This window comes from Paraburkholderia sprentiae WSM5005, from assembly GCF_001865575.2.
Taxonomy (GTDB): Bacteria; Pseudomonadota; Gammaproteobacteria; order Burkholderiales; family Burkholderiaceae; genus Paraburkholderia; species Paraburkholderia sprentiae.
Genome location: NZ_CP017563.2, coordinates 85,555 through 111,363 on the forward strand (window position 1 = coordinate 85,555; position 25,809 = coordinate 111,363).

The 25,809-nt window shown below is 61.9% G+C and carries 25 protein-coding genes; 14 read left to right on the plus strand and 11 right to left on the minus strand.

The window, feature by feature from the left end; genetic code table 11:
• From BJG93_RS29090 to BJG93_RS29120, 7 genes are all read left to right on the plus strand, one after another.
• Complete coding sequence (locus tag BJG93_RS29090; RefSeq protein ID WP_027194703.1) at positions 1-795, plus strand: ABC transporter permease; 795 nt, start codon at positions 1-3, stop codon at positions 793-795.
• Positions 796-820: 25 nt separating this feature from the next.
• Positions 821-1,909, plus strand: a complete 1,089-nt coding sequence (locus BJG93_RS29095; RefSeq protein ID WP_027194704.1) for an ABC transporter ATP-binding protein — start codon at positions 821-823, stop codon at positions 1,907-1,909.
• Positions 1,910-1,921: 12 nt separating this feature from the next.
• The gene (locus tag BJG93_RS29100; RefSeq protein WP_027194705.1) at positions 1,922-2,629 is read left to right on the plus strand and encodes a GntR family transcriptional regulator; all 708 of its coding nucleotides are present in this window, start codon (positions 1,922-1,924) and stop codon (positions 2,627-2,629) included.
• 154 nt (positions 2,630-2,783) lie between these two features.
• Positions 2,784-3,941 (plus strand): porin, encoded by a 1,158-nt coding sequence (locus tag BJG93_RS29105; RefSeq protein ID WP_082194488.1) that lies wholly within the window; start codon positions 2,784-2,786, stop codon positions 3,939-3,941.
• A 113-nt stretch (positions 3,942-4,054) separates the two neighbouring features.
• Positions 4,055-5,515: an NADP-dependent succinate-semialdehyde dehydrogenase gene (gabD, locus tag BJG93_RS29110; protein WP_407675346.1), complete on the plus strand. Its 1,461-nt coding sequence runs from the start codon at positions 4,055-4,057 to the stop codon at positions 5,513-5,515.
• Positions 5,516-5,551: 36 nt separating this feature from the next.
• Entirely contained in the window at positions 5,552-6,931 is a 1,380-nt protein-coding gene (locus BJG93_RS29115) for an MFS transporter (protein ID WP_082194489.1), read from the plus strand.
• Between the two features lie 34 nt (positions 6,932-6,965).
• Entirely contained in the window at positions 6,966-8,528 is a 1,563-nt protein-coding gene (locus tag BJG93_RS29120; RefSeq protein ID WP_051374206.1) for a methyl-accepting chemotaxis protein, read from the plus strand.
• Here the strand turns inward: BJG93_RS29120 and BJG93_RS29125 are convergent.
• The 5 genes from BJG93_RS29125 to BJG93_RS29145 are packed head-to-tail and all read right to left on the minus strand — an operon-like array spanning position 8,525 to position 13,370.
• Complete coding sequence (locus BJG93_RS29125) at positions 8,525-9,994, minus strand: aldehyde dehydrogenase (protein ID WP_027194708.1); 1,470 nt, start codon at positions 9,992-9,994, stop codon at positions 8,525-8,527. The genes BJG93_RS29120 and BJG93_RS29125 overlap by 4 nt on opposite strands.
• Positions 9,995-10,006: 12 nt before the next feature.
• Complete coding sequence (locus tag BJG93_RS29130) at positions 10,007-11,044, minus strand: LLM class flavin-dependent oxidoreductase (protein WP_027194709.1); 1,038 nt, start codon at positions 11,042-11,044, stop codon at positions 10,007-10,009.
• Positions 11,045-11,055: 11 nt separating this feature from the next.
• A complete protein-coding gene (locus tag BJG93_RS29135) occupies positions 11,056-11,982 on the minus strand; it encodes a flavin reductase (RefSeq protein WP_027194710.1) in 927 nt (308 codons plus the stop codon).
• A gap of 1 nt (position 11,983) precedes the next feature.
• The gene (locus BJG93_RS29140; protein ID WP_027194711.1) at positions 11,984-12,799 is read right to left on the minus strand and encodes an alpha/beta fold hydrolase; all 816 of its coding nucleotides are present in this window, start codon (positions 12,797-12,799) and stop codon (positions 11,984-11,986) included.
• Complete coding sequence (locus BJG93_RS29145; RefSeq protein ID WP_027194712.1) at positions 12,768-13,370, minus strand: amino acid synthesis family protein; 603 nt, start codon at positions 13,368-13,370, stop codon at positions 12,768-12,770. The genes BJG93_RS29140 and BJG93_RS29145 overlap by 32 nt, the downstream gene beginning before the upstream one ends.
• Positions 13,371-13,561: 191 nt before the next feature.
• On the opposite strand from BJG93_RS29145, the gene BJG93_RS29150 reads away from it, so the two are divergent.
• Together BJG93_RS29150 and BJG93_RS29155 are read left to right on the plus strand one after the other, a co-directional pair.
• The gene (locus BJG93_RS29150; RefSeq protein WP_027194713.1) at positions 13,562-13,852 is read left to right on the plus strand and encodes a DUF1330 domain-containing protein; all 291 of its coding nucleotides are present in this window, start codon (positions 13,562-13,564) and stop codon (positions 13,850-13,852) included.
• Between the two features lie 201 nt (positions 13,853-14,053).
• Positions 14,054-14,443: a carboxymuconolactone decarboxylase family protein gene (locus tag BJG93_RS29155; RefSeq protein WP_027194714.1), complete on the plus strand. Its 390-nt coding sequence runs from the start codon at positions 14,054-14,056 to the stop codon at positions 14,441-14,443.
• Positions 14,444-14,538: 95 nt separating this feature from the next.
• Here the strand turns inward: BJG93_RS29155 and BJG93_RS29160 are convergent, their stop codons facing one another.
• Genes BJG93_RS29160 through BJG93_RS29180 form a run of 5 tightly spaced genes read right to left on the minus strand, consistent with a single transcriptional unit; the run spans position 14,539 to position 19,804 of the window.
• Positions 14,539-16,206 carry an electron transfer flavoprotein-ubiquinone oxidoreductase gene (locus tag BJG93_RS29160; RefSeq protein ID WP_231337648.1) on the minus strand — a complete coding sequence of 556 codons (1,668 nt, stop codon included), beginning with the start codon at positions 16,204-16,206 and terminating at the stop codon, positions 14,539-14,541.
• A gap of 11 nt (positions 16,207-16,217) precedes the next feature.
• Positions 16,218-16,892 (minus strand): HutD/Ves family protein, encoded by a 675-nt coding sequence (locus BJG93_RS29165; protein WP_051374207.1) that lies wholly within the window; start codon positions 16,890-16,892, stop codon positions 16,218-16,220.
• A complete protein-coding gene (locus tag BJG93_RS29170; RefSeq protein ID WP_027194716.1) occupies positions 16,892-17,824 on the minus strand; it encodes an electron transfer flavoprotein subunit alpha/FixB family protein in 933 nt (310 codons plus the stop codon). The genes BJG93_RS29165 and BJG93_RS29170 overlap by 1 nt, the downstream gene beginning before the upstream one ends.
• A complete protein-coding gene (locus BJG93_RS29175; RefSeq protein WP_051374234.1) occupies positions 17,821-18,594 on the minus strand; it encodes an electron transfer flavoprotein subunit beta/FixA family protein in 774 nt (257 codons plus the stop codon). The genes BJG93_RS29170 and BJG93_RS29175 overlap by 4 nt, the downstream gene beginning before the upstream one ends.
• A gap of 22 nt (positions 18,595-18,616) precedes the next feature.
• The gene (locus BJG93_RS29180; RefSeq protein WP_027194718.1) at positions 18,617-19,804 is read right to left on the minus strand and encodes an NAD(P)/FAD-dependent oxidoreductase; all 1,188 of its coding nucleotides are present in this window, start codon (positions 19,802-19,804) and stop codon (positions 18,617-18,619) included.
• A 201-nt stretch (positions 19,805-20,005) separates the two neighbouring features.
• Here BJG93_RS29180 and BJG93_RS29185 point away from each other — a divergent pair, with 201 nt between their 5' ends.
• Entirely contained in the window at positions 20,006-20,971 is a 966-nt protein-coding gene (locus tag BJG93_RS29185; protein ID WP_027194719.1) for a LysR family transcriptional regulator, read from the plus strand.
• Positions 20,972-20,995: 24 nt separating this feature from the next.
• Positions 20,996-21,790, plus strand: coding sequence for an N-formylglutamate deformylase (gene hutG / locus BJG93_RS29190; protein WP_027194720.1), 795 nt, complete (start codon positions 20,996-20,998; stop codon positions 21,788-21,790).
• Between the two features lie 232 nt (positions 21,791-22,022).
• On the opposite strand, the gene BJG93_RS29195 is transcribed toward hutG, so the two are convergent.
• Positions 22,023-22,625, minus strand: a complete 603-nt coding sequence (locus BJG93_RS29195; RefSeq protein ID WP_027194721.1) for a helix-turn-helix domain-containing protein — start codon at positions 22,623-22,625, stop codon at positions 22,023-22,025.
• A gap of 191 nt (positions 22,626-22,816) precedes the next feature.
• Here BJG93_RS29195 and glnT point away from each other — a divergent pair, with 191 nt between their 5' ends.
• Genes glnT through BJG93_RS29210 form a run of 3 tightly spaced genes read left to right on the plus strand, consistent with a single transcriptional unit; the run spans position 22,817 to position 25,802 of the window.
• Complete coding sequence (glnT, locus tag BJG93_RS29200; RefSeq protein WP_027194722.1) at positions 22,817-24,205, plus strand: type III glutamate--ammonia ligase; 1,389 nt, start codon at positions 22,817-22,819, stop codon at positions 24,203-24,205.
• An 11-nt stretch (positions 24,206-24,216) separates the two neighbouring features.
• Positions 24,217-25,125 (plus strand): class II glutamine amidotransferase, encoded by a 909-nt coding sequence (locus tag BJG93_RS29205; RefSeq protein WP_027194723.1) that lies wholly within the window; start codon positions 24,217-24,219, stop codon positions 25,123-25,125.
• The gene (locus tag BJG93_RS29210; RefSeq protein WP_027194724.1) at positions 25,113-25,802 is read left to right on the plus strand and encodes a GltB/FmdC/FwdC-like GXGXG domain-containing protein; all 690 of its coding nucleotides are present in this window, start codon (positions 25,113-25,115) and stop codon (positions 25,800-25,802) included. The genes BJG93_RS29205 and BJG93_RS29210 overlap by 13 nt, the downstream gene beginning before the upstream one ends.
• The last annotated feature ends 7 nt before the right edge of the window (positions 25,803-25,809 follow it).

Consider the following 25,809-nt stretch of genomic DNA (forward strand, 5'->3'; position numbering starts at 1 on the left):
ATGTTGCTCGATTTCGACCGTCTAGGTGCGTTGCGCTGGGCGCTGCTTGCAATCGGCGCTGCCGTTGCACTTTTCCTTCTGTTGCCCATCGTGTTCATCGTCGCCTTGTCGTTCGGCGATTCGCAGTGGCTGATCTTTCCGCCGCCGGGCTGGACGCTGGAGTGGTACCGCCAGCTTTTCACCGACCCGGGATGGCTCGACTCGTTGCTCACTAGCGCCAAACTTGCGGTGATCGTGACAGTGCTGTCCGTGCTGATCGGCTTTCTTGCATCGCTTGCGCTCGTTCGCGGCAAGTTTCGCGGACGCAACGCGGTGAAGGCGTTTTTTCTGACGCCGATGGTGCTGCCCGTGGTGGTGCTGGCTGTGGCGCTCTATGCGTTCTTTCTGCGCATCGGTCTGACCGGCACGATGACCGGCTTCGTGATCGGCCATCTGATCATCGCCTTGCCGTTTTCGATCATTTCAATCAGCAACTCGCTGTCGAGCTTCGACACCGCACTGGAAGACGCAGCGTTGATCTGCGGGGCATCGCCGCTCGAAGTGAAGCTGCGCGTGACATTGCCTGCGATCCGGCTTGGCCTGTTCGCCGCGGCGATCTTCGCGTTCCTTGCGTCGTGGGACGAGGTGGTGGTGTCGATCTTCATGTCGAGTCCGACCTTGCAGACGCTGCCCGTGCGCATCTGGGCGACGCTGCGGCAGGACCTGACTCCCGTCGTCGCGGCAGCATCCTCGCTGCTCGTCGGACTGACGGCCGTTTTGATGTTGGCGGGCGCAGTGCTGCGCCGCGCCCGATAAAGCCCGAACAATGAGGTGATTAGCCATGACTTCCGCATTCCTGCAAATCCAGCGCCTGCGTAAGACCTACGACGACGTCGTTGCCATCGACCAGGTTTCGCTCGATGTGCGTAAGGGCGAGTTCATGACCTTCCTCGGGCCGTCGGGCTCGGGCAAGAGCACGACGCTCTATATCGTCGCGGGTTTTCAGGAGCCGACTGAGGGTCGCGTGCTGCTCGACGGCAAACCGCTGCTGTCGGTCGCGCCCAATAAACGCAACATTGGCATGGTGTTTCAGCGCTACACGCTGTTTCCGCATCTCACCGTCGGACAAAACGTGGCTTTCCCCTTGCGGGTGCGCCGCCGCCCCGAGGCGGAGATCAAGAAGAAGGTCGAGCAGATGCTCGCGCTGCTTCATCTCGCGGAGTTCCGCGATCGCATGCCGGGCCAGCTCTCGGGTGGCCAGCAACAGCGGGTGGCGATTGCGCGCGCGCTGGCGTACAACCCGCCTGTGCTGCTGATGGACGAACCGTTGTCCGCGCTCGACAAGAAGCTCCGCGAGGAAATCCAGCTCGAACTGCGCCGCATCCACCAGGAGACCGGCGTGACGATTCTCTACGTGACGCACGACCAGGAAGAGGCATTGCGTCTTTCGGATCGTATCGCTGTATTCAACAAGGGCTGCATCGAACAATGCGGTACCGGCGAAGAGCTCTATGAAAATCCGGCTTCGCGCTTCGTCGCCAACTTCATTGGCAATTCGAACTTCCTGCCTGTTCGCATCACCGCGCGCGACGCGGCGCAATCGAGCGCCGTCTTCCCGAGCGGCCATGCAATCGCGGCCACCGGCGATGCCACGCTTTCCGTGGGCGGCGACGGCACGCTGATGGTTCGCCCCGAGCAGATCCGCATTCGCGCTGCCGGGGCGGAGAAAAACACGGCGGGCTTGCCAGTAACGGTGCGAGACATCACCTATCTCGGCGACGCCATGCACTACTCGGTGACGACGCCGTGGGCACAGGACATGTCGGTGCGGATGCCTGCGGGAGATCATCGGGACAGCGGGATCGTCATCGGCACGCAGGCCTGGATCGACTGGGACGCGCGCGACACGAGGCTGTTCGCGCAGGCTTGATCGGATACAGCAATGCACGAACCGATCTCGTCCCTGAAAGTCGAGCGCCGAACGACCACGCTCAGAGCGCTTGCGCTCGAGAAAATGCGTAGCGCCATCCTGGACGCGCGTTTTCAGCCGGGCGCCCGGCTGGTCGAGCGGACCTTGTGTGAAGAGCTGGGCGTGAGCCGCACGGTTGTGCGCGAAGTGCTGCGCCATCTTGAGACGGAGGGGCTCGTCGATACCCTGCCGAATCAGGGGCCCATCGTTGCCGTGCTCGATCCCAAGACCGCAACGGAGATTTACGAAATTCGCGGCCTGCTGGAGGGCGAAGCGGCGTCCGCCTGTGCGCGGCTTGCCGACGCACGCACCGTCGACGATCTGGACGCACTCATCGACAGCATTCAGCTCGCTTTCGATGACCGGGACTATCGCGCAGTGCTGGCGTTCACGACGGCGTTTTACGAGCGCATGTTCACTGCGGGCCACAAACATGTCGCGTGGGAAATCGTGCAGTCGCTGACCGCAAGAATCAACCGTCTGCGAGCGTTGACCATCGCGTCCGACGATCGCGGCAGCCAGGCGGTTCTGGAAATGCGTCGGATCCTGGCCGCGATACGCGCGGGGGACGCGGTCGCCGCGCGCAGCGCCGCCGTCACGCACGTGAGCGGGGTGGCGGAAATCGCCAGAAAGCTGTTGGTTGAAGGGCAGGGGCACTTGCTCCTGAAACGCGCGGGGTAATCTTCGGGCGCTTTGCTCCTTGCGCAGAAGCGGCGATAGAAAAGATAAAACGGCTCGGTACGACGAAGCCTTCAGTAGAAAAAAGCACGTACACCCACACGCCCCCACATTTCGTGGCGGGTTAGCAGCGCATTTGACAAGGAGAGAAGAACGCATGAAACATCATTACAAGAGAAACATTGCGTGGTTATTGGCGGGGAGCGCTTTCGTCGCGTCGAACGCGCACGCGCAATCGTCCGTCACGCTGTATGGCGTGATCGACGAGGGCATCGACTACCTCAGCAACAGCGGCGGCCATTCGCTTTGGCGCATGCGCGACGGTACGTATGACGGCGTCTATGGCAGCCGCTGGGGTTTGAAGGGCAGCGAGGATCTCGGCGGCGGTCTGAGCGCCCTGTTCAAGCTGGAATCGGGTTTCAGCACGGAAAACGGCCAAAGCCGCCAGGGCGGCCGCCTGTTCGGCCGTCAGGCCTACGTGGGCCTGTCGGATACGCGCCTCGGCACGGTCACGCTTGGACGCCAATATGATTCGGTGGTCGACTATCTGCAGCCGCTCACCGCGCCGGGACAACTCGGCGGTCCGCTGGTTCACGCGGGCGACATCGACAACACGGACAACTCTTTCCGCGTCGACAATTCGATCAAATACGCGAGTCCGAAGATCGGCGGCCTGACCTTTGGCGGCCTCTATTCGTTTACCAATACGAACGCGCCCGGCCGTGGAACGACCGGTTTGTGGAGCCTTGGGGCGAATTACGCTTTTGGCGGGTTCGACATCGCGGGCGCTTACCTGTACGCGAAGAATCCCGCGGCCCTTCTGACCGACGGAAATTACGTGAGCAACACCACCGGCGCGGCGATTGGCGCGAGCGGCCCGTTCAGCTACGTGGGCAATCCGGCCAATGAGCAGATCTTCGGTGCGGCAATCAATTACGCGCTGGGTTCGGCGACGCTCGGGCTGGATTACACCAACACGAAGTTCAACGACGCCAACGGCACGCAGGGCACGGTGACCTTTGCGAACTACGAAGCGTGGGGCCGCTACAACCTGACGTCGGCGTGGTACGTGGGCGCGCAGTACGTGTACACGCACGGCAACGTCGGCTACGACCAGTCCATTCCGATTTACCACCAGGTGGGGCTCACGACGGCCTATGCCTTGTCGAAGCGCACCTCGCTATACGCGATGGGCGTCTGGCAAAAGGCAGCGGGCGCAGCGTCGAATGCCGACATCTTCGATGGCGCGGTGGCATCGGCGTCGTCGAACAATCATCAGACCGCGGTGCGTATTGGCATGTATCACCAGTTCTGATAGCAGCGTTCTCCGTCCCGCCGCGGAGCACGGTTTCGACCCAGCTTGATATCGCGCGCCTTGACCAGCATCGGGGTGCGCGACACTTCTTTGTAACCCCTTTAGGAATGACCATGGAATTGGGAACCCAGTTGACGGATCCGCTGCTGTTTCGACAACAGGCTTACGTCAGCGGCGAATGGCAAAGCGCCGCGAGCGCAGAAACATTCGAGGTTCGCGATCCCGCAACGGGCGCGATCGTCGGCAACGTTCCTTTGATGGGCGCGAGCGAAACACGTCAGGCGATCGACGCAGCGAACGCGGCCTGGCCCGCGTGGCGCAAAAAGACCGCGAAAGAACGCGGCGCCATTCTGCGCAAATGGCACGATCTGATGATGGAGAACGCCGATGATCTTGCGCTGATCCTGTCGACGGAGCAGGGCAAGTCGCTTGCGGAAGCGAAGGGCGAAATCGGCTATGCCGCGTCGTTCTTCGAATGGTTTGCGGAAGAAGGTAAGCGCGTCTACGGCGATACGATTCCGACACCGTCGAGCGACAAGCGCATCGTCGTGGTGAAGGAACCGGTGGGTGTGTGCGCCGCGATCACGCCGTGGAATTTCCCGGCCGCGATGATTACCCGCAAGGTTGGACCCGCGCTCGCAGCCGGTTGCACCATCGTCGTCAAACCCGCCGAAGCGACGCCGTTCTCGGCGCTGGCGCTGGCCGTGCTGGGCCAGCGTGCAGGCGTGCCGTCCGGTGTGTTCAGCGTGGTGACGGGCGACCCGAAGGCGATTGGTGCGGAGCTGACGTCGAATCCCGTCGTGCGCAAGCTCTCGTTCACGGGATCGACGCCGGTGGGCCGGCTGTTGATGAGCCAGTGCGCGTCGACGGTCAAGAAAGTGTCGCTCGAACTCGGCGGCAACGCGCCGTTCATCGTGTTCGACGACGCCGACGTCGATGCGGCCGTCCAGGGTGCTATCGCATCGAAGTATCGCAACAGCGGGCAGACGTGCGTGTGCACGAACCGCTTCTACGTGCACGACACCGTGTACGACCAGTTCGCGGAAAAGCTCGCCGCAGCGGTCAGCCGCCTGAAGGTCGGACGCGGCACCGAACCCGATGTCGCGCAAGGCCCGCTCATCAACGAGGCGGCGGTGCAGAAAGTTGAAGCCCATATCGCGGATGCACTTGCAAAGGGCGCGTCTGTTGTCACGGGCGGCAAGCGTCATGCGCTCGGCCACGGCTTCTTCGAACCGACGGTGCTCCGGGACGTCACCCCGGCGATGCAAGTCGCGAAAGACGAGACCTTCGGCCCACTCGCGCCGCTCTTCAGATTCAGCAGCGACGACGAGGTAATCCGCTTCGCGAACGACACCGAGTTCGGTCTCGCATCGTACTTTTACAGCCGGGACATCGGCCGCATCTGGAAAGTCGCGGAAGCGTTGGAGTATGGGATGGTCGGCGTGAACACCGGTCTGATCTCGAACGAAGTGGCACCGTTCGGCGGAGTGAAGCAGTCGGGCACGGGACGCGAAGGTTCGCACTACGGCATCGACGATTACGTCGTCATCAAATATCTGTGCATGGCCGTCTGATCTGAAAAACGCGCGGTGCAAAGGGGGCGGTCGAACATGAATACATGGTCATCGACAAACGATGAAGCGGGCGCGGCCCGTTTGCACGACACTGCGCTCGATCACGCCGAACCCGGCGCGGTCAGCATACCGTTACCGGTGACGATACGTGTCGTCGCGATTTGTCTGGCGATGATCCTCGCCGAAGGTTACGACGTCGCAATTTACGGCGCCGTGCTGCCCATGCTGACGCGTGGCACGAACTGGTCGCTCTCGCCATTCCAGTTGGGCGCGATTGCGAGTTGCTCATTAGCGGGCATGATGATCGGCGCGATGTGTGCCGGCACGGTGAGCGATCTGATCGGCCGGCGCTGGGTATTGCTCGGCAGCGTGGCGCTGTTCTCTGCCATGATGGCTGCGGCGGCGCTGGCGCCCACGCCCACGGTCTTCGTCGTCGCGCGTGTCGTGGGCGGGTTGGGGCTGGGCGGCGTCGTGCCGACGGCTGCGGCGCTCACCGTCGAATATTCTCCGCCGCACCGCCGCTCGTTTAACTACGCATTGATCTACACCGGCTATTCGCTCGGTGGCATTCTCGTCGCGCTGCTCGCGATCGCCTGGTTGCCGACGCATGGTTGGCGATGGCTGTTTGGCCTGGGCGCGTTGCCTCTACTGCTGGTGCTCGTGGTGGGGCCTTCGTTGCCGGAATCGATCGATTTCCTCATTGCGAGAAAGCGCTTCGCCGAAGCTCGGTCGCTGGCGCGTGCGTTGCATATCCGGCACGCGTGGCTCGAAAGCGAGCGCGGCGGCGACGCAGTGCGTATCGCTAAAAAAAGCGCCCCCGCGCCAGTGCGTTCGTTGTTCGATCGCTCCTTCATTCATGCCACGCTGGCGTTCTGGCTCGCGATGTTTATGGGCCTGCTTCTCCTGTACGGCCTGAGCACGTGGCTGCCGCAACTCATGCGCAAGGCGGGCTATCCGCTCGGGTCGAGCCTCGCATTGCTCATGACGCTCAATCTTGCCGCCGCGCTGGGCTCGCTGTCCGGCGGTGCGTTGGCCGATCGCATCGGTTCGAAACGCGTGGTCAGCGTGTTGTATCTGCTGGCGGCTGCGAGCCTATGCGCGTTGCCGTTTGCCCATGGCGTGGTGCTCACGTATGTGCTGGTCAGCATCGCGGGGGTTGGCACGATCGGCAACACCATGCTGCTTGGCGCTTATATCACGCAGTACTACCCGCCTCACAGTCGGGCGACGGGAATCGGCTGGGCGCTCGGCATAGGACGCTTCGGCGCGATCGCGGGACCATTGATCGGTGGCGTTCTGGCGCAATGGGACGTCGTGCTCGCGTGGAATTTCTTTGTGTTCGCTGCTGCGGGTCTGCTGGCGGCAATCGCCGTGCTGATGGTACCGGGCAATCGCGCAAGGCCGATACGAGACTGAACCACAACCACAACCACAATTTGCCAGTTGCAACATGAAAATCATTAAAAACGTCTCCATCTCCAGCAAGATTTTCATCGCGTTTTCAGGCGCGATTTTCGCTTTTATTGTCAGCGCGTGCGTTTGTCTTTACAGCGTTCGGGCCATCGATCAGAAGCGGAAAGAGATCGAAGCATCGGAACAGATGTTGCGTCTTTTGAAAGACGGGACGGGCGACTATCTCAACATCATCTGGGCGGTTCTGGCGAACAACCTCAACGGGAAGGCGTCACACAGGCAATGGATCGTCGATCACCGCTCAGACTTTGGCGAAAAATTGACGAAGCTCCGCGCGATGGATCCCACGCCCGAAGGTGCGGCGCTGGTCAACGAAGGTCAGCGGGAATACGACGCGTGGCTAAGAACGGTCGTCGACCCGCTCGTGGAGATGCGCAAGAAGGTGGACGCTTTTTCGGTGAACGTGAGCGACCTCTCCACGTTGACCGAGAGTTTCGGCTCATATCTGGGAACCGAAAAACTGATTGCGACGGTCGGAAAGCTGGAAAGCTATGAGCAGCAGAGCGTGTCCGCGAATCGTGCCCAGCTCGATTCGCTGCGCACCTCGATTTACGCTAGCGTGCTCTGCTCGTCGTTGATTGCCGTGCTCGCGTCGATTCTCGCCGGACGATGGCTATCGAGCACGATTTCCCGGCCGTTGAACCGGGCCGTATCGGTGGCGACGTGTGTCGCCGAAGGCGATCTGACGAATCGCATCGAAGCGACGTCGACGGACGAAACCGGACAATTGATGCTGGCCATGAAGGCGATGAACCAGAGTCTCTCGGGCATCGTGGGCGGAGTTCGCTCCAGCGCCGATCGCATCGCGTCTGCGTCCAGCGAGATTGCCGCTGGCAATCTTGATCTGTCTTCGCGCACCGAGGAGCAGGCGAGTTCGCTGGAGGAGACCGCCGCGAGCATGACGCAACTGACCGAAACCGTGCGCCAGAATGCGGACAACGCACGTCAGGCCAGTACACTGGCGACGCGCGCATCCAGCATGGCGGACGCCGGCAATGAAGCGGTGCACGGCATGGTTGAGACGATAGGACGCATCAGCGGCAGCTCGGACCAGATTTCGGAGATCACCGGCCTAATCGAAGGCATCGCTTTCCAGACCAACATCCTGGCCTTGAATGCGGCGGTCGAAGCCGCGCGCGCAGGTGATCAGGGACGGGGGTTTGCCGTCGTGGCGAACGAGGTGCGTGCGCTCGCCCAGCGCTCCGCAACAGCGGCGCGGGAAATCAAGGAACTGATCGGGTCATCGGTGGAGACGATCCAGAGCGGAGCGAGGCAGGCGCATAACGCAGGCGGCACGATGACCGAAGTGAAGCTCGCGATCAGGCAGGTGGCCGACATCGTCAGCGAGATCGCGGCAGCATCCGACGAACAAAGCAGGGGCATCGAGCAGGTGAACCAGGCTGTGAACCTGATGGATAAGGTCACGCAGCAGAATGCGGCGCTCGTCGAGCAGGCTGCCGCGGCCGCCCAGTCGCTGGAAGACCACGCGATGGATCTGAAAAATGCCGTTGCGGTATTCAATCTCGCGGATCACGTCTAGCGCATCACGAACGGGTCGCTGATCGGGTCGTCCGAGGTGCGAAGCCACACGGACTTCGTCGTCGTGTATTCGAGCGCAGCGGCGAAGCCGCCTTCACGGCCATGCCCCGACAGTCCGAAACCGCCGAACGGCACGAGCGGCGATACCGCCCGATACGTGTTGATCCAGACGATGCCCGATCGAACGCGCTTCGAAACGCGATGGGCACGCGTGAGATTGGTGGTAAAGATGCCGGCTGCAAGACCGTAGGCTGTGCTGTTAGCCTTTTCGATTGCTTCCTGTTCGGTGGCGAACGTATCGACCGAAAGCACCGGCCCGAAGAGTTCCGTCGTGATGCTGTCCGCGTTCGGGACACCCGTGCAGTCCAGAATCGTGGGCGCGTAATAGTAGCCGGCGCGCTCGATAGCCTTGCCCCCCGTTAGCACCTTGGCGCCCTGGCGCACGGAGCTTGCAACGACCGATTCGATATTACGCAGTTGCCGCTCGGTGCAAAGCGGCCCGTATTCCGTTGCCATGTCGTTGGGCAAGCCGACGCGAATGCGCGAGACGCGTTCGACCAGCAACGCAAGAAACTCGTCCTTGACGGATGCTTCGATCAACAGACGCGAGCCCGCGACGCAGCTCTGACCGCTGGCCGCGAAAATGGCCGCGACCTGTGCATTCACGGCGCTTTGAATGTCGGTGTCAGCGAACACGACGAACGGCGATTTGCCGCCCAGCTCCAGCGAAACCTTGGCGAGGTTATTCGCCGTATTCGCGACAATATGCTTCGCCGTTTCCGGGCCGCCCGTGAAGGCCACCTTGTCCACCTTCGGATGGCTGCTGAGCACAGCGCCGCATTGCGCGCCAAAGCCGGTGACCACGTTGACCACGCCGGGCGGGAAGCCGGCTTCGTGGACCACGCGGGCGAATTCGAGCAACGGACCGGGCGCTTCCTCGGAGGCCTTGAGCACCACTGTGCAGCCGGCGGCAAGCGCCGGCCCGAGCTTCACTGCGGAGAGGAACAACTGGCTATTCCATGGAACGATCGCGGCCACCACGCCAACGGGTTGGCGGTCGAGCCAGACCTGCATGTCCGGCTTGTCGACGGGAATATGGCTGCCTTCGAGCTTGTCGGCAATGCCCGCGTAATAGCGGTAGTACTCCGCCACGTACGCGATCTGGCTGGAGGTCTCGCGGATGATCTTGCCGGTATCGGTAGTTTCAATTTCAGCAAGTCGCGGCGCAGCCTTTTCGAGGAGGTCGGCGAGCCTGTATAGCAGCTTCCCTCTGGCCGACGCCGTGATGCCGGCCCACGCGGGATCGGTCAGCGCGCGGCTGGCGGCGTCCACGGCCCGGTTGACCTCGCCGGTCCTGGCCTCGGGCATCTGTGCCCACACTTCGCCGGTGGCCGGGTTCACGCTTGCGAACGTTGCGGCGCCCGGCTCGAACTGGCCGTCTATATAAAGCTGGAAATGAAAACTCATGGAATCACGCCCTCACTGAAAGGCAGGCATTACGTCGTTGATCATCCGTTCGAGCGACGCCTTCTTGCGCTCGAAGCTCATGCCGGTGTCGATCCAGAACGAGTACTCGTCGAAGCCGAGCGCTTCGTATGCCTTCAGGCGCGCGATCACCTCATCGGGTGTACCGATGACGTTGTTCTTGCGCATGGCTTCCGGCGTGTAGAACGGGTGAGCGGCGATCTCTTCCTTGCTCAGCGACTTGATCATGCCACGGCTCACCGGACGCTCGTTCTTGAACCATGCGCCGAAGTAGTTATAGAAGACGTTTACTTCGGCGGCAGCCAGTTGCGCGTCGTCCTCGCTGCTCGCGACATACGTGTGGCGCAGCAACATGATCTGGGGGCGAGGCATCTCGCTGAATTTCTCGCATGCCGCGCTGAAATGGCCGGCGAGCTTCTCGACTTCTTCGTCGCCCATATGCAACGGCGTGACCTGCACGTTGCAGCCGTTCGCCACGGCGAACTCGTGGCTGTTCGGGTCGCGGGCGGCTACCCAGAGTGGCGGGTGCGGCTGCTGGAGCGGCAGCGGAGACGACGTTGTCGAAGGGAATTTCCAGAACTCGCCTTCGTGCGTGTAATCGCCTTCCCACAGCTTTTTCACTGCCGGAATGAGTTCGCGCATTCTCTGGCCGGCACCCCATGCATCGAGGCCCGGCACCAGACGTTCGTATTCGAACGAATACGCGCCGCGTGCGATGCCCAACTCCAGACGGCCGTTGGTGATGATGTCGGTCATCGCCGCTTCGCCAGCAAGCTTGATCGGATGCCAGAATGGCGCGATGACCGTGCCGGTGCCCAGCCTGACGTTCTGGGTCTTGTTGGCCAGATCCACGAGGTTGAGGAACGGATTGGGCGCGATCGTGAAGTCCATGCCGTGGTGCTCGCCGGTCCAGACGGCGTGCATGCCGCCACGGTCGGCGATCTGGCAAAGCTCGACCATCTCGTCATAAAGCTGCTTTTGACTGGTCTGGTCGGAGACGCGCTCCATATGCACGAAAAGTGAAAAACGCATGGGATGACCTTTCAGGAAAGAAGCGGGCGAACGGTGCCCTGGCTATGGTCGCCGTAGTACATGCCGTAGCTTTTCAACTGGCTTTCCTTGCGGTAGCGTTCGAGCATGCTGGCGACGGCGGCGTCCTGGAACTGATCCGGCCCGATCTCGTCGAGGCTCACGAATTCGCCCGACACGGCAGCCTCATCGGGCGGCGCGCTGCAGAGAAACGAGATGTACTGGTAGTGGGTTTCGGTGTTGTTGTACGCCGAATAGATGAAGCTTGCCGATGCGTCCGGCTGGTACTTCGCGAAGATCTCGGCGAGTGCCTTGTCGGCGCCTTCCTTGCCGATCTCCTTCGAAGGCAGACTCCATTTGTTATCCGCGTTGCGGATGAGGAGCACCTTGTCGTCGCGCGCGATGATTGCGCTCACGACGACCTTCTGACCGGTGATGACTTCGGCCGATACCTTGGCGGGCGTGAAATAGCCGCCACGGTAATAGCCGAGGCCGGCGTAGCCCGCGGAGTGGAACGCCTCGACCTTACCGACGATCAGCGCGTGGTCGCCCGCATCGATCACCGTGTGCGTTATGCAGTCGAACCACGCACTGACGTCACCGATGAGCGGGTTGTTGTTCGCGCTCAGACGCCAGCTCACGTCGGCGAAGCGATCGTCGCTGGGCCGCGCGAAGGTATTCGACAGATCCTTCTGGCCTTCCGCGAGAATGTTAATGGCGAAGTGTCCCGTCGTGGAAAACGTCTGGTAGTTGCTCGACGTCTTTGCGATGCTCACCAGCAGCAACGCCGGGTCCAACGAAACTGACGAGAACGAGTTTGCGGTAAAGCCGAGCGGCTTGCCGTCGTCTCCTGCCGTCGTCACGATTGTGACGCCTGTCATGAAGGCGCCGAATGCATCGCGCAGTTCACGAGGATTGATTCTGGCGGTCTCTTGGCTCATATCACACTTCCGATTTCAACGTTTCGAGATGCTCGGTCTGCAGCCAAGCGCGCAGCGCACGATTGACTTCGTCGGGGGCGGTCAGGTTCACCATATGGCGCTCGTCGCGGATCACGACGGCACGGCCATTGTGGGCGGCACTGGCCATCTGTTCTGCCATCTCCGGCGTCGAATTCGGGTCCTCCGAGCCGGTGAGCACGAGAGCGGGGCAGGCAATCCTGCGCCAGCCGTCGGCATAGACTTCGTCGCCACTCGCGAAGGCCGTATAGGCCGTGGCATATCCCGCGAGATCGACTGACTTCAACCATGACTCGACCTTTCGCGCCGCGATGCGCTGCGCTTCCTCGGCATTGAACCAGCGTTTGAGCGGTGTTTCGATGTCGATGCTTCCCGATCGCAGTTCGGCCGCGCGTTGCAGCACGGCGTCGCGGGCCTCCGTGGTCCGGCGATACACGCCGTTCAGAACGGCTACGCGCCTGACCAGGTCGGGCCGGGTAACGGCCACGCCCGCGGCGATGAGTGAACCCATCGAATGACCCGCGAGATTGACGGGACCCGCGTCCAGCGCTTCGATGAATTCGATCGCCCAATTCACGAACTGCTCCAATCCGGCATTTGCTTCCAGCGCAGTGCTCGCGCCGTGGCCCGGCATATCGACCGAAATGACCCTGAATTCGGCCGACAGATCGTCGATCTGCGGATGCCACGCAAGCGCCTGCATGCCCACCCCGTGAATCAGGACCAGTGGCTCCCCAGTTCCCTGTTCGAGATAGTGCGCGACGCGATTATTTGACAGATGCAGGATTGCTGAGGTCATTTCCGAGTTCTGCCAAATCTTTATAACGATCGCCGATGCGGTGATGGGGACGGCCGCCGGTCGCACCGCCAATTGCGATAACCAGTTCGTCAGCGGCCGGTGCATCGGCAATCGAGAACTGGAGCGTCAGGTAGTGCGAACGGCGACCTTCGTCGTTCTTGTCCATCATCGGGATCAGCAGCGGCGCATTCGCCGGGCCGCGCGTGTTGTTGAAGGCCAGATACGACTTGGCGCCGACAGCCGTGCGGTAGATGTTGCCGAAGTGCAGCGTGTGGATCAGCGCAGATGCGTGTTCCAGTTCGCCGTCGAGGCCGACGATGGCGCTCTTGCCGAACGCCTCGACCGCTTCGCCCGAACCGGCCTCGTCGAGGATCAGCTTCGTCAGGTGCTCGCTGAGTTGCGGTGCGATTGCGCGGATGTCCGGCGACAGATCTTCGACATAGCCTCGCCCTGCCCACGGGTTCTTGATGATGGCCGCTGCGCCGATCATCTTGAGCGGCTTCGCGGCGACTTTGTCGCCGTCCACGAAGACCGTTTCGACATGGAGAATGGATTTGCGAATCAGGCTCATAGCGAGGCCCTAGGGTCGGTTGTTGATGCGAAGTATTGTGGTATGCCATAGTACGGCGTACCATGAGTGTTAACCCTATGGAACCGCTAAGGCCGGCAGAGCAGCGCGTTGGAGGGTTGCCGTACGATGGAAAAGGCGGACATATCGGCGGTTATTGGCCGATCAAATTTTTTGAAGCTGGAGGACGAAAGATGACTGCTTATTGGATCGCTCATGTCACCGTGCTCGACCCGGTGAAATACAAGGATTACACCGACATTGCGCCGTTGGCATTCAGGAAATTCGGGGCCATTTTTCTGGCGCGTGGAGGTGCGTCGAAAGTGCTCGAAGGGAAGTCCTTCGAGCGTCATGTGGTGATCCAGTTCAGCGACATGCAAACGGCGCTGGATTGCTACAACTCACCCGAATACCAGTCGGCCAAGCTCAAACGCGACGGACATTGCATCGCGCAGGTGTCGATTGTCGAAGGATTGGAAGCGTGATGGTCCTGCGGCTCCCGTCATGACCCGGGGACTCACGCGCGGCCTGTGTTGACGATCGGATCAGAGACAGCCGTTCGTCGACCGGAAAGATTCGGGCCGGTCTCCTGGCAGGCGGTTCGCCAGGAAGCCGATAAGGCAATCGATGTGTTGTTGGACGATGGAAAATCAAATACGCCTGTGCGTACACAGAGGAGTTCGATCATGAAAGATGACGATGCGTTGTTCGAGAAGGGACTGCCGATTCGCCGCGAAGTGCTCGGCGCGGAATATGTCGATGCCGCGATGGAAAAGGCCGACGCGTTCATGATGTCATTCCAGCGGGCAACCACGGCGTGGGCCTGGGGGTGGGCATGGGGTGATGACACGCTCGACCGCAGGACGCGCAGCCTGCTTAACCTCGCGATGCTTACCGCGACGGGCCACACCAACGAACTCAAGCTGCACATTAAAGGCGCGCTGAACAACGGCGTGAGCGTTGACGAAATCAAAGCGGCGCTCCTGCACGCGACGGCTTATTCGGGTATCCCGAACGGCCTCAGCGCATTCAAGGCGGCGCACGAAGTGCTGGTGGCTGAAGGTGCGCTCAAGTAAGCACCGATAGCCGTAACGAACCAGCATGAGCGTGCTTGCGCAGGACGCCAACTCGCTCGTAGCGTTGATCGGGGTGGCGTCGCAGTGAGACGCGGTCACATGTTCGAGTAGTTAGGGCCGCCACCGCCTTCAGGCGTCACCCAGACGATGTTCTGTGTCGGGTCCTTGATATCGCAGGTCTTGCAGTGCACGCAGTTCTGCGCATTGATCACGAGCCGCTCGCTGCCATCGTCGTTTTTCACGAACTCGTACACCGCGGCCGGACAATAGCGTGACTCAGGACCGGCATAGGTCTGCCAGTTCACATCGACCGGCACCGAGGGATCTTTCAGCGTCAGATGCGCCGGCTGGTTCTCTTCGTGGTTCGTGTTCGAGATGAATACGGAAGAAAGCCGGTCGAACGTCAGCTTGCCGTCCGGCTTCGGATACGTGATCGGCTTGCACTGCGAAGCCGGCTTCAGCATCTCGTGGTCCCAATGTTGATGATGCAGCGTCCACGGCACGTTGCCGCCCAGCAGCTTCTGCTCGATGCCGACCATCAGCGTGCCCAGGTACAGACCCTTGCTCATCCACTGCTTGAAATTGCGCGCGCGGTACAACTCGGTGTAGAGCCACGACGTCCTGAAGGTTTCCGGGTAAGCGCTCAGCTCGTCTGCCTGGCGGCCGGCCTGCACGGCGTCGAACGCGGCGTCGGCCGCGAGCATGCCGGTCTTGATCGCCGCATGCGAACCCTTGATGCGCGACGCGTTCAGGAAGCCCGCGTCGTCGCCGACCAGCGCACCGCCCGGGAACACCAGCTTCGGCAGCGACATCAGGCCGCCCGCGGTGATCGCCCGCGCGCCGTAGGACACGCGCTTGCCGCCTTCGAGCATCGCGCGGATCGCCGGATGCGTCTTGTAGCGCTGGAATTCCTCGAACGGCGACAGGTACGGATTCGAATAGCCGAGGCCGACCACGAAGCCCACCACGACCTGGTTGTTGTCCATGTGGTAGAGGAACGAGCCGCCGTAGGTGTCGTTTTCGAGCGGCCAGCCGGCGGTGTGCATCACCAGACCCGGCTTGTGCTTCGCGGGATCGATCTCCCACAGCTCCTTGATGCCGATGCCGTACACCTGCGGATCGACGCCGTCGCGCAGCCTGAACCGGTCGTTCAGCTGACGCCCAAGGTGCCCGCGCGCGCCTTCGCAGAACAGCGTGTACTTCGCGTGCAGTTCCATGCCGAGCTGGAAGTTTTCGGTCGGCTCACCGTCCTTGCCGATGCCGAGATTGCCGGTCGCGACGCCCTTGACCGAGCCATCGTCGTTGTACAGGATGTCGGCCGCCGGAAAGCCCGGGAAGATCTCGACGCCGAGCGCCTCGGCCTGCTGACCCAGCCAGCGCGTCACGTTCGCGAGACTGATCACGTAGTTGCCGTGGTTCTTGAAATTGTCCGGCAGCGCCCAGACCGGCACGCTCTTCGCGCCGGTTTCGGTGAGGAACAGGAAGCGGTCTTCGGTCACGTCGACCGTTAGCGGCGCACCTTTTTCTTTCCAGTCCGGGATCAGTTCGGTCAGCGCGCGGGGGTCCATCACCGCGCCCGAGAGAATATGCGCCCCGATCTCCGAGCCTTTTTCCAGTACGCACACGCCAAGCTCGACGCCTTGTTCGGCAGCGCGCTGCTTGAGGCGAATCGCCGCCGACAGGCCCGCAGGGCCGCCACCAACAACGACGACGTCATACTCCATCGACTCGCGCGGGCCGTATTGTTCTCTCACGTTCTGCATGCTTGTATTCTCTATTGCACGCACGGCAGGACCATCGGCTCGATCCCGATCGACACCAGTCTCGCGCCCGGACCGACATGATGCAGATCCAGCTCTTCATTGCGGCGTTCGATCCAGACGCCGTGCATCGGCGACAGCGTGACGTTCTTGAGCAACGTACTCGACACGCTCCATTCGCCGGAAAGACTGATCAACAGTTGCACGCTCGCCGGTGTGATCCGCAGCGCATTCGTGGCGACGCTGACTTTCGCACGGCACGCTTCGCGCCGGGCCATCACATTGAGGACCTGGACGGGCTTCGTCGGCAAGCTGACCCATACATGCAGGTCGCCGGAGAACTGCACGGGCTGCCCCGTTCGTGCGAGCAACTGGCCGTCCTGAGAATGCAGATCGACTGTGCCGTCGTCGATCAGCAGCAGGGTCCGTTCGAAGCCGGGGAATTGCGAAAACCGCGCGGCACCTGTGAGGTCCGCGAGACTCACGCGCCAGTCCGCCACCCCTGCCGGATTCCTGCCATGGGCGAGAGTGCGGGTCGTGCCGGCTCCGTTGGCCCACGGTTCGGGGGCAATCGACGTGCAGTCGATAAAGCGGACCGACGGCACGCTGTCGTCCGCGCGATCCGTCTTCGGATGGCGCAGCGGCTCGCTGCTGCGGCGAAAGGCAGGGTTGAGAAGATCGTGATCCATTACGCCGCCTTTGCGCTGACGTGAGCTTCGAGTTCGCCCAACACATCGAACAGATCGCCGACGATGCCGTAGTCAGCCACCGAAAAAATCGGCGCATCGGGGTCCTTGTTCACGGCAACGATGACCTTCGAATCCTTCATGCCGGCGAGATGCTGGATCGCGCCGGAAATGCCGAAAGCGAAGTACACATCGGGTGCGACGGTTTTGCCGGTTTGTCCCACTTGCGCGGCATTCGGTGCATAGCCCGCGTCCACAGCGGCGCGCGACGCGCCGAGTGCCGCGCCCACGCGTTCGGCAAGGCCGCCGAGCCGGTCCATGTTGTCTTTCGACGCCAGCCCGCGGCCGCCGGAGACAACGACCCGCGCTGTGCTCAGATCGCGTCCGGACTGTCCGGACGCCTGGCGCTCCAGCAGCTTCGTCCTTTCAAACGTGGCGGCGGGGTTCGTCTCGACAATAGTTGCAGTGCCGCCCGATGCCTCTGCCGCACCGAAAGACGACGCACGTATCGTCGCAAATGTCGTGCGCGCCGTTACCGACACTTTTGCGATGACGCTGCCCGCATACAGGCCACGTGTGAAGAGACCTTGCGCGTCGATCCCGGTCACGTCCGCGAGAAACGCGCCGCCGGTCAGCGCGGCGGCGCGCGGCAACGCGCTGCGGCCGAGACTGCGATGGCTCGCGACGATCAGCGCGTAATCGTCCGAAACGGCCTGAAGCTGCGTGCCGAGCGTTTCGGGGACTGGGGCATGCGCAGCATCGCCCGCGACGGCAAGCACACGTTCCACACCGGCAATTCCGGCCGCGGCCTGAGCGCCCGCTGGGGGCACCATCATGTCGACCGGCAGGCCGCGTTGCAGTGCCGCGCTGACGGCACGCCGCGTCGATTCCGCGAGCGCGCCGTGCTCCCATTCACCCACCACAAGGCTTCTCATGCATTTGCTCCCAGATTGTCGAACGGATGATGCGCGGCGAGCGCATCCAGCAGCGCGGCGGTATTCGCGACCTTGATGCCGGCTTCGCGCACAGGCGGGTCGCGCAGTTCGACGATCGTCGTGCGCGGCGTCAGGTCGACGCCAAGAGACGCACCGTCGATCATGACAAGCGGCTTCTGCTTGGCCTTGACGATGCTCGGCAGCGTGACGCGACGCGGCTCGGCAAGACGCAGGTCCGCGCTGATCACACCAGGACCGTCGAGCTCCCATGTCGATGTGCCGCCATCGTCGCCGCATGTCACCTGCCAGTGGCCGCTCCGCGCGGATAGCGCGCTGGCGTTCAGGGCCTGCGGCCAGTCGAGCAAGGCCGCGAGCATGGCGGCGACGCCGCCAATGTCGCTGTCGATCGCCTGTTTGCCGCACAGCACGAGGCCGAAGTCGCCCGCCGCCATGTATGCGCGCAGCAAGCGCGCGACGGCCAGCGAGTCCAACGTTGCGCTGGCGGCGCCGGTGTCGATCAGCACGGCGTCGTCAGCGCCCATGGCGAGGGCGGTGCGCAACACATCCTGACTCGTGGCGTGGCCGCACGTCAGGACCGTCACCCGGGTTGCCACGCCGGCTTCCCTGAGTTGCAGCGCCTTTTCGACCGCGCATTCGTCAAAGGGATTGAGCGACATTTTCAAACCACCCGTATCGATTACGCCGCTCGCACTGACCCGCACGCGCACGTTGGCATCGACGACCCGTTTGACGGGAACGAGAATTCGAATATTCATGAGGATAGGCTCCTGATCACGACACGGCGCCCGCGCCGTATTTGCCGACGAGCAGCGCACCGCTCGCAAACCGGCTCAACGCATAGGGGCCCAGCGAAACGTCAGTGGGCAGTCCAAGCGCATGCTGAGCGAGGATCTTGCCGACCCCCGGCGACAGCTTGAAACCGTGTCCCGAGAAACCGAATCCCACCACCAGGCCTTCGATATCGCTGACTGAGCCGAGCACCGGATTCCAGTCGGGCGTGACGTCGTACACACCCGTCCATGACGAGGCCAGACCTGCCGTCTCATAAGCGGGAAAGCGTTCGGCGACTTGCGCTCCGACTTCGCCGACGTAGTCGAGCGAGATATCGCCTTGCTCGGTCTCCGGCGCATTCAACGTTTCGCCGACCACGCCTTCGGACACGAGCATCTGGCTGCCGCCATAGCTGCGGTAGTAAAGCATCCCGGCTGAGCCAAGATCCTTGAACGCGGGCATCTTGAACGAATAGGCGGCTGTGTCGCATTCCAGTGCAAGCACCGTATGACGTTCAGGCTTGACCGGCAATTCGACGTCCATCCACGCGGCCATCTCCGGCGTCCAGATGTTCTGCGTGCTGATCAGCGCGCCGCAACTGAACGAGCCCGCCGACGTCTGAACCCCAACCACCTTGCGGCCTTCGCGTACCACGCCGGTGACGCTCACGCCCTCCATGATCTTGACGCCTTGCCGGCGCGCCGCGCGAGCGAAGCTGGTCGCAACCAGATACGCGTCGGCGAAGCCCGCTTCCGGCTCGTAGCCGATCAACGCGGCGTCGTCGAATTGCGCGATCGGCAGGCGTTCGCGCGCCTCGGTCCGGTCGAGCAGTTGGACCTCGATACCCATGTCCTGCTGTGCGATCAACGACGCGCGCAGCGGATCGATCTTGCCGCCGTCCGGTGCGGAAATCATGTAGCCGCATTTGACCAGACCGCACGACGCTTCGTCGTCGCCAACATATTCGGCGAAATTGTTGAAAGCCCACCACGACGAGCGAGCCAGTTCGACGTTCTGTTTCACCGAATAATGGGTGCGTAACAGACCGGACGACTGTGACGTCGTGCCCGCGCCAATGGTGCTGCGTTCAAGCACAAGCACGCTTTTCGCGCCGAGCGCGGCCAGATGATGGGCTACCGAGGCTCCGATTACCCCGGCTCCGATCACAACGAAATCGTAATGGCTCATGTGAACCTCTGCGTTGAAGATGGAGCCGATTCTAGGTAGCCGAACCCCACGGGACTTTTGTATTAGGCAAACTTATGGTGCAGACCGTGGATTGCTCATGGTCGGCAAGTGCCGGCAGAAAAAAAGCATCATGCAGGCTCTTCCGTAGCAAAAGAGGGCAAGAAGGCGAAGGGCGCCAGACGCGAAACCAGCGGAGTTTTCATGCGACGAACCCAACCTCCCATCGACCTGCGCGCGTTGCAGGCTTTCATCGCAGTCTGCGAGGCGGGGTCCATGACGGGCGCGGCGAAGCAGTTGGGCGTCAGCCAGAGCGCGATCAGCCAGGCCATTGGTGCGCTGGAGCGCGATCAAGGCGTCGATCTGTTCGATCGCGAAAGCCGGCCGCCACGCCCCAATATCGCTGGACGCGCATTGCTGGAACTGGCCGGTCCATTGATCGAACATGCGCAGATGGTGAGCGCGCGCGTCGGCGATGCGTCGCATGCAGGCAAGCTGCCGGTGCGGCTCGGTTGCGTGGATTCGTTCGCGGCCACCGTGGGGCCCGAACTGATCCGGGCGGTATCGGGCTCGGCGCGGCAGATTTCGCTCTGGTCTGGTTTGACGCCGGGCCTCAGCAAGCAGTTGCACGACCGTGAACTGGACGTGGCGATCTGCACGCAGACGTTATTGAGCGACGCACGGATTGTCGAAGTCCCGCTGTTTTCGGAAGCCTTCGTGGCCGTCGTGGCGCGACGTTATCCCGATCAGCGCAAGAACGTCGACTGGCGCACGCTCGCACTGGAATTGCCGCTGATCCGCTATACGGCGCGCTCCGTGATCGGCCAGCAGGTTGAGCGGTTCGCGCGGCATCTTGGCATAGAGAGCGCGCGGCGCTATGAATTCGACGCGACCGATCCGCTATTGAGTCTCGTGGCCGCAGGGCTCGGATTTGCCATTTCGACGCCGCTCTGTTTGTGGCAGGCGCGTCATTATCTCGACGACATTGCCGTATTGCCGCTGCCCGATAGCCGTCTTGGGCGTCGTGATTTTTTTCTGCTGCATCGTCAGGGTGAATGGGACGATTTCGCGTCGGAGATCATCACACTCACACGTGGCGTGCTCGATCACAGCATCTGGCCGGCGCTGGCCCGCGCATTGCCGCATTTGCCCGATGGCGCGCTGCGCTGAGAAAAAAATTTAAAGGAGTCAACGATGAGTGAGCTGTACAAGCTGCATATCGGCGATGGGCCGTTGCTGATTTCGATTCCGCATCTCGGCACGGAGATTCCGTCGTCGCTGAAGCATGAGTATTCGGAGGTGGCACTGAGTGTGGCGGACACCGACTGGCATCTCGACCGTCTCTACGACTTTGCGAAAGCGCTGGGCGCGACTTTGCTGGGCGCGCGCGTTTCCCGCTACGTGATCGATCTGAACCGGCCGCCGAACGACGAGAGTCTATACCCCGGCCAAACGACGACGGGCCTTTGTCCAACGGAAACGTTTCGGGGCGAAGCGGTTTACCGGCCCGGCCAGGAACCCGACCAGGCGGAGAAGCAACGCCGCGTGGCGGCCTATTGGCAGCCATACCATACGGCATTGCAAGCGGAGTTGGCGAGGCTGCGCGAGCGTCATCCGAATGTACTGTTATGGGAAGCACATTCGATCGCGAGCGTACTGCCGCGCCTGTTCGACGCGAAGTTGCCGGATCTCAATCTTGGGACGCAAGACGGCCGCACTGCAAACGCGCTCGTGCAAAACGCGGCCGAACGAGCCGCTGCGGACAGCGCCTATACGTGGGTCGCGAACGGCCGCTTCAAGGGTGGTTATATCACGCGTCACTATGGCGAACCCGAGCGCGGTATTCACGCGGTTCAGCTTGAAATGTGTCAGTGCATCTACATGAATGAAGACGCGCCGTTCTCCTATCACGACGCACGCGCGGCGGTTCTTCAACCCACGCTACAGCGCATGGTGGGGGGCGCGCTGAATGCGCTCGAGCACCTGTGATCACTTTTTATAAGTAATGCTGTTGATGTATCTGAACCCGATGTGCCGTTCGTGTGCGGCGAGGCACCGCGCAGGCCGGTAAACCGCACTGCTTTGACGCGGTGAGGATCCGCGGAAGTCACCCGTTTCATGCCGTCGGTTCGCCCAAAGTGTTTCCCAGCATGAATCTTATGTTCCCGCGGGTAATCATGGCATGGAGGTTGCGTAAGAAGTAGCGGCGAATGAAGGCGCATTAGTCCCGGTCACCTTCGCCGTACACGAAGATGGACAGGAACTGGATCGGCATTTTGATCAGCCGCTCGGGACCGTGGGGCACGTCGGCCTGGAAGGTGAGGGTGTCGCCGGGATGCAGGATGTAGGTTTGCTGGCCGTGCCGGTACTCGATGACACCCTTGAGCATGTGGATGAACTCGGTGCCTTGGTGTTCGAAGACGGGGAAGGTTTCCGATTCGTCGTCCATCGTGATCAGGAACGGCTCGAACAGTTTTTTGGGGCCCTGGTCGTAGGCCAGCAGGTGATAGGTGTGGCCGCGTTTGGTGCCTTTACGGACCACCTCCATGCCTTCGCCCCTCTTCACGAGTTGGGCGCCGCCTTCAGGAACGTCGAAGCGCCGGAACAGGGTGGACATCGACACACCGAGCGCATTGGCGATCCGGTTGAGCACGTCGAGCCCGGTGGAAGTCTGGGCGTTCTCGATCTTCGAGAGCATGCCGCGGCTGATCCCGGCCTGCTCCGACACCTGGGCGATCGTCAGACCGTGGCGCTGGCGAAGTTCGCGGATCGTCGCGCCCAAATAGCGTTCGAGCGGGTTTTTGCTGTCTTCGCCGTTTTGCATGGTTGAACCTCGTTGAAAGGCAGGAGGTTAGCAGATAAGAAGGGCCGTATTGCGCCCTGAAAGTTTCTCGACGGGAACTATTGTTGCACAGTAATAAATTCGTATTGATGCTGCGAACATGGCTCGCAGTGGAGTCGTGCAATGGGGCATGACTCGCCAATCAGCCAGCGATGGTGGTGCAAGGAGTGACGATGAACCTGAACGATGCGAGCAAGCTGCCGGACAACGAGTTGGGTAGCGTGCCCCGCTTTGGCTCGGCTGAAGAGGCCCAGGACTATCTCACGCAACGCGGCGTGAAATATGTACTGGCGCAATTCGTCGACATTCATGGGGTCGCGAAGGCCAAGTCGGTACCGGTCGCGCATCTCAAGGGCGTGTTGAAGGCGGGCGCCGGCTTTGCGGGCTTCGCGATCTGGGGCGTGGGTATCGAGCCGAATGGTCCCGACTACATGGCTGTAGGCGATCTGTCGACGCTCACGCCGGTGCCCTGGCAGGACGGTCTCGCACGAATCGTCTGCGATGGCCACGTCGACGGAGAACCGTGGCCATTCGATTCGCGCGTCACGCTGAAGCAGCAGGTCGCGCGCATGACGCAACGCGGCTGGACGCTGTTCACCGGACTGGAGCCGGAGTTCTCCCTGCTCAAGCGTTCGGTGACGGGCGCGATCGAACCGTGCGACCCGAGCGATACGCTCGCCAAGCCGTGCTACGACTACAAGGGGTTGTCGCGTACGCGAGTCTTCCTGGAAAGGCTCACCGAATCGATGCGCTCGGTCGGCATCGACGTGTATCAGATCGATCACGAAGACGCGAACGGCCAGTTCGAGATCAACTACACGTATACCGATTGCCTGACTTCGTGCGATCACTACGTGTTCTTCAAGATGGCCGCCTCCGAGATCGCGAACGAGCTGGGCATGATCTGCTCGTTCATGCCCAAACCCTTCGCGAACCGTCCGGGTAACGGCATGCACATGCATATGTCGATCGGCGACGGCGAACGCAATCTGTTCTCGGACAAAAGCGACAAGCTCGGCATGGGGCTATCGACGCTCGGCTATCAGTTCACTGCGGGACTGCTCGCGCATGCGCCGGCACTCGCCGCGCTATGCAATCCGACCGTCAACTCGTACAAGCGTCTCGTGGTGGGCCGCTCGCTGACGGGCGCGACGTGGGCGCCGGCCTATATCAGCTATGGCGACAACAACCGCTCGACGATGGTGCGCATGCCAGGCGAGCGCATCGAACTGCGTCTGCCCGACGGCGCGTGCAATCCGTATCTCGCGACGGCCGCCGTGATCGCGGCGGGTCTAGACGGCGTTGAACGTGAATTGTCGCCGGGTGCACCGGCCAATGAAAACCTCTACGAATGGTCGCCCGCGAAGTTGCGCGAGCATCAAATCGGCATCCTGCCGCAGAACCTCGAGCAGGCGCTCGACGCGCTTGAAAGCGATCGCCTGATCTGCGATGCGCTCGGACCTGTCGCCGATGAATTCATCAAGCTCAAACGAATGGAATGGCTCGAGTACATGCGTCATGTCTCGGACTGGGAAATGAAAAGTTATCTGGAATTCTTCTAAGGGGTACGACTATGTGTGGAATCGTAGGCCTGCTGGTCAAGACGCCGGCATTGCGCGCGCAGCTCGGTCAGTTGATGGTGCCGATGCTGATCGGCATGACCGAGCGCGGACCGGACTCGGCCGGACTCGCGGTGTTCGGCAGTGCGGTCGGCGACAGCCAGCGCAAGCTGAGCCTGTATGCGGGCTTTACCGAAGCCGGCAACGACTTCGACTGGAACGCGTTGCTCGATGCGCTCAACAGCGCGATCGACGTGGATGCGAGCGCCGAGTCGAAGGGCAATCATGCGGTGCTGACCGTGAACGGCCATGTCGACACAGTGAAGGCGTGGCTCACCGAGCATTTCCCGAAGCTGTTCCTGTTGTCCACCGGACGCTCGATCGATCTGTACAAGGATATCGGCTCGCCTGCCGAGGTTGCGCAACGTTACGACTTCTCGAAGCTGACCGGCTCGCATCTCGTCGGCCATACGCGGATGGCGACCGAATCGGCGGTCACGCCGGATCGCGCACACCCGTTCACGGCCGGCGAAGACTTCTGTCTCGTGCATAACGGCTCGCTCTCGAATGCGCATGGCGTGCGCCGCAAGCTGGAGCCGCAAGGTATCCGCTTCGAGACGGACAACGATACCGAAGCCGCGTGCCGCTTCCTCGAATGGCGGCTGCGTGAAGGCGATGAACTGCCGGTCGCGTTGCAGAAGGGCTTTGAAGAACTCGACGGCTTCTACACGTTCCTGATGGGTACCTCGACCGAGCTCGCGCTGATTCGCGATCCGTTCGCGTGCAAACCCGCAGTGGTCGCGGAAAACGACGACTACGTGGCAATCGCTTCCGAGTTCCGTTCGCTCGCGCACTTGCCGGACATCAAGAACGCCAGGGTATTCGAACCCGCACCCGAGGAGATGTATGTATGGAAAGCATGAAGTTTGACCTTGAGGGGTCGTCGGTCCGCGAACTGAACCAGTATCTGCATGGCGCGAAAGAAGCGCTCGAAGGCGTGAAGGTGGATATCACGTCGCCGAACGGCGCGCACAACATCGCGGTGGGCGTCAACGCGCACGTCACGGTAACGGTGCAAGGACACGCCGGTTACTACGTGGGCGGCATGAACCAGCTCGCGACGATCGTCGTCGAAGGCAGCGCCGGAACCGGCGTCGCGGAAAACATGATGAGCGGCAAGGTCCACGTGAAGGGCTTTGCTTCGAACGGCGCGGGGGCATCCGCGCATGGCGGCCTGCTCGTGATCGACGGCGATGCGGGTTTGCGCTGCGGGATTTCGCTCAAGGGCGGGGATATCGTGGTCGGTGGCTCGGTGGGCAGTTTTTCGGCCTTCATGGCGCAAGCCGGCCGCATGGTGATCTGCGGCGATGCGGGCGACGCACTGGGCGACTCGCTGTATGAAGCCGTACTGTACGTGCGCGGCGAGGTGAAATCGCTCGGCGCGGATGCGCAGTACGAGCCGATGACCGACGCGGACCTGACGGCGGTCGGCGCACTGCTCGGCGCCGCGGGTCTTGATCACGATCCGCGCTCGTTCAGGCGCATTGCCTCGGCCCGCACGCTTTACCACTGGAACGCTGACGCGGACCAGGAATATTGAACTTCAC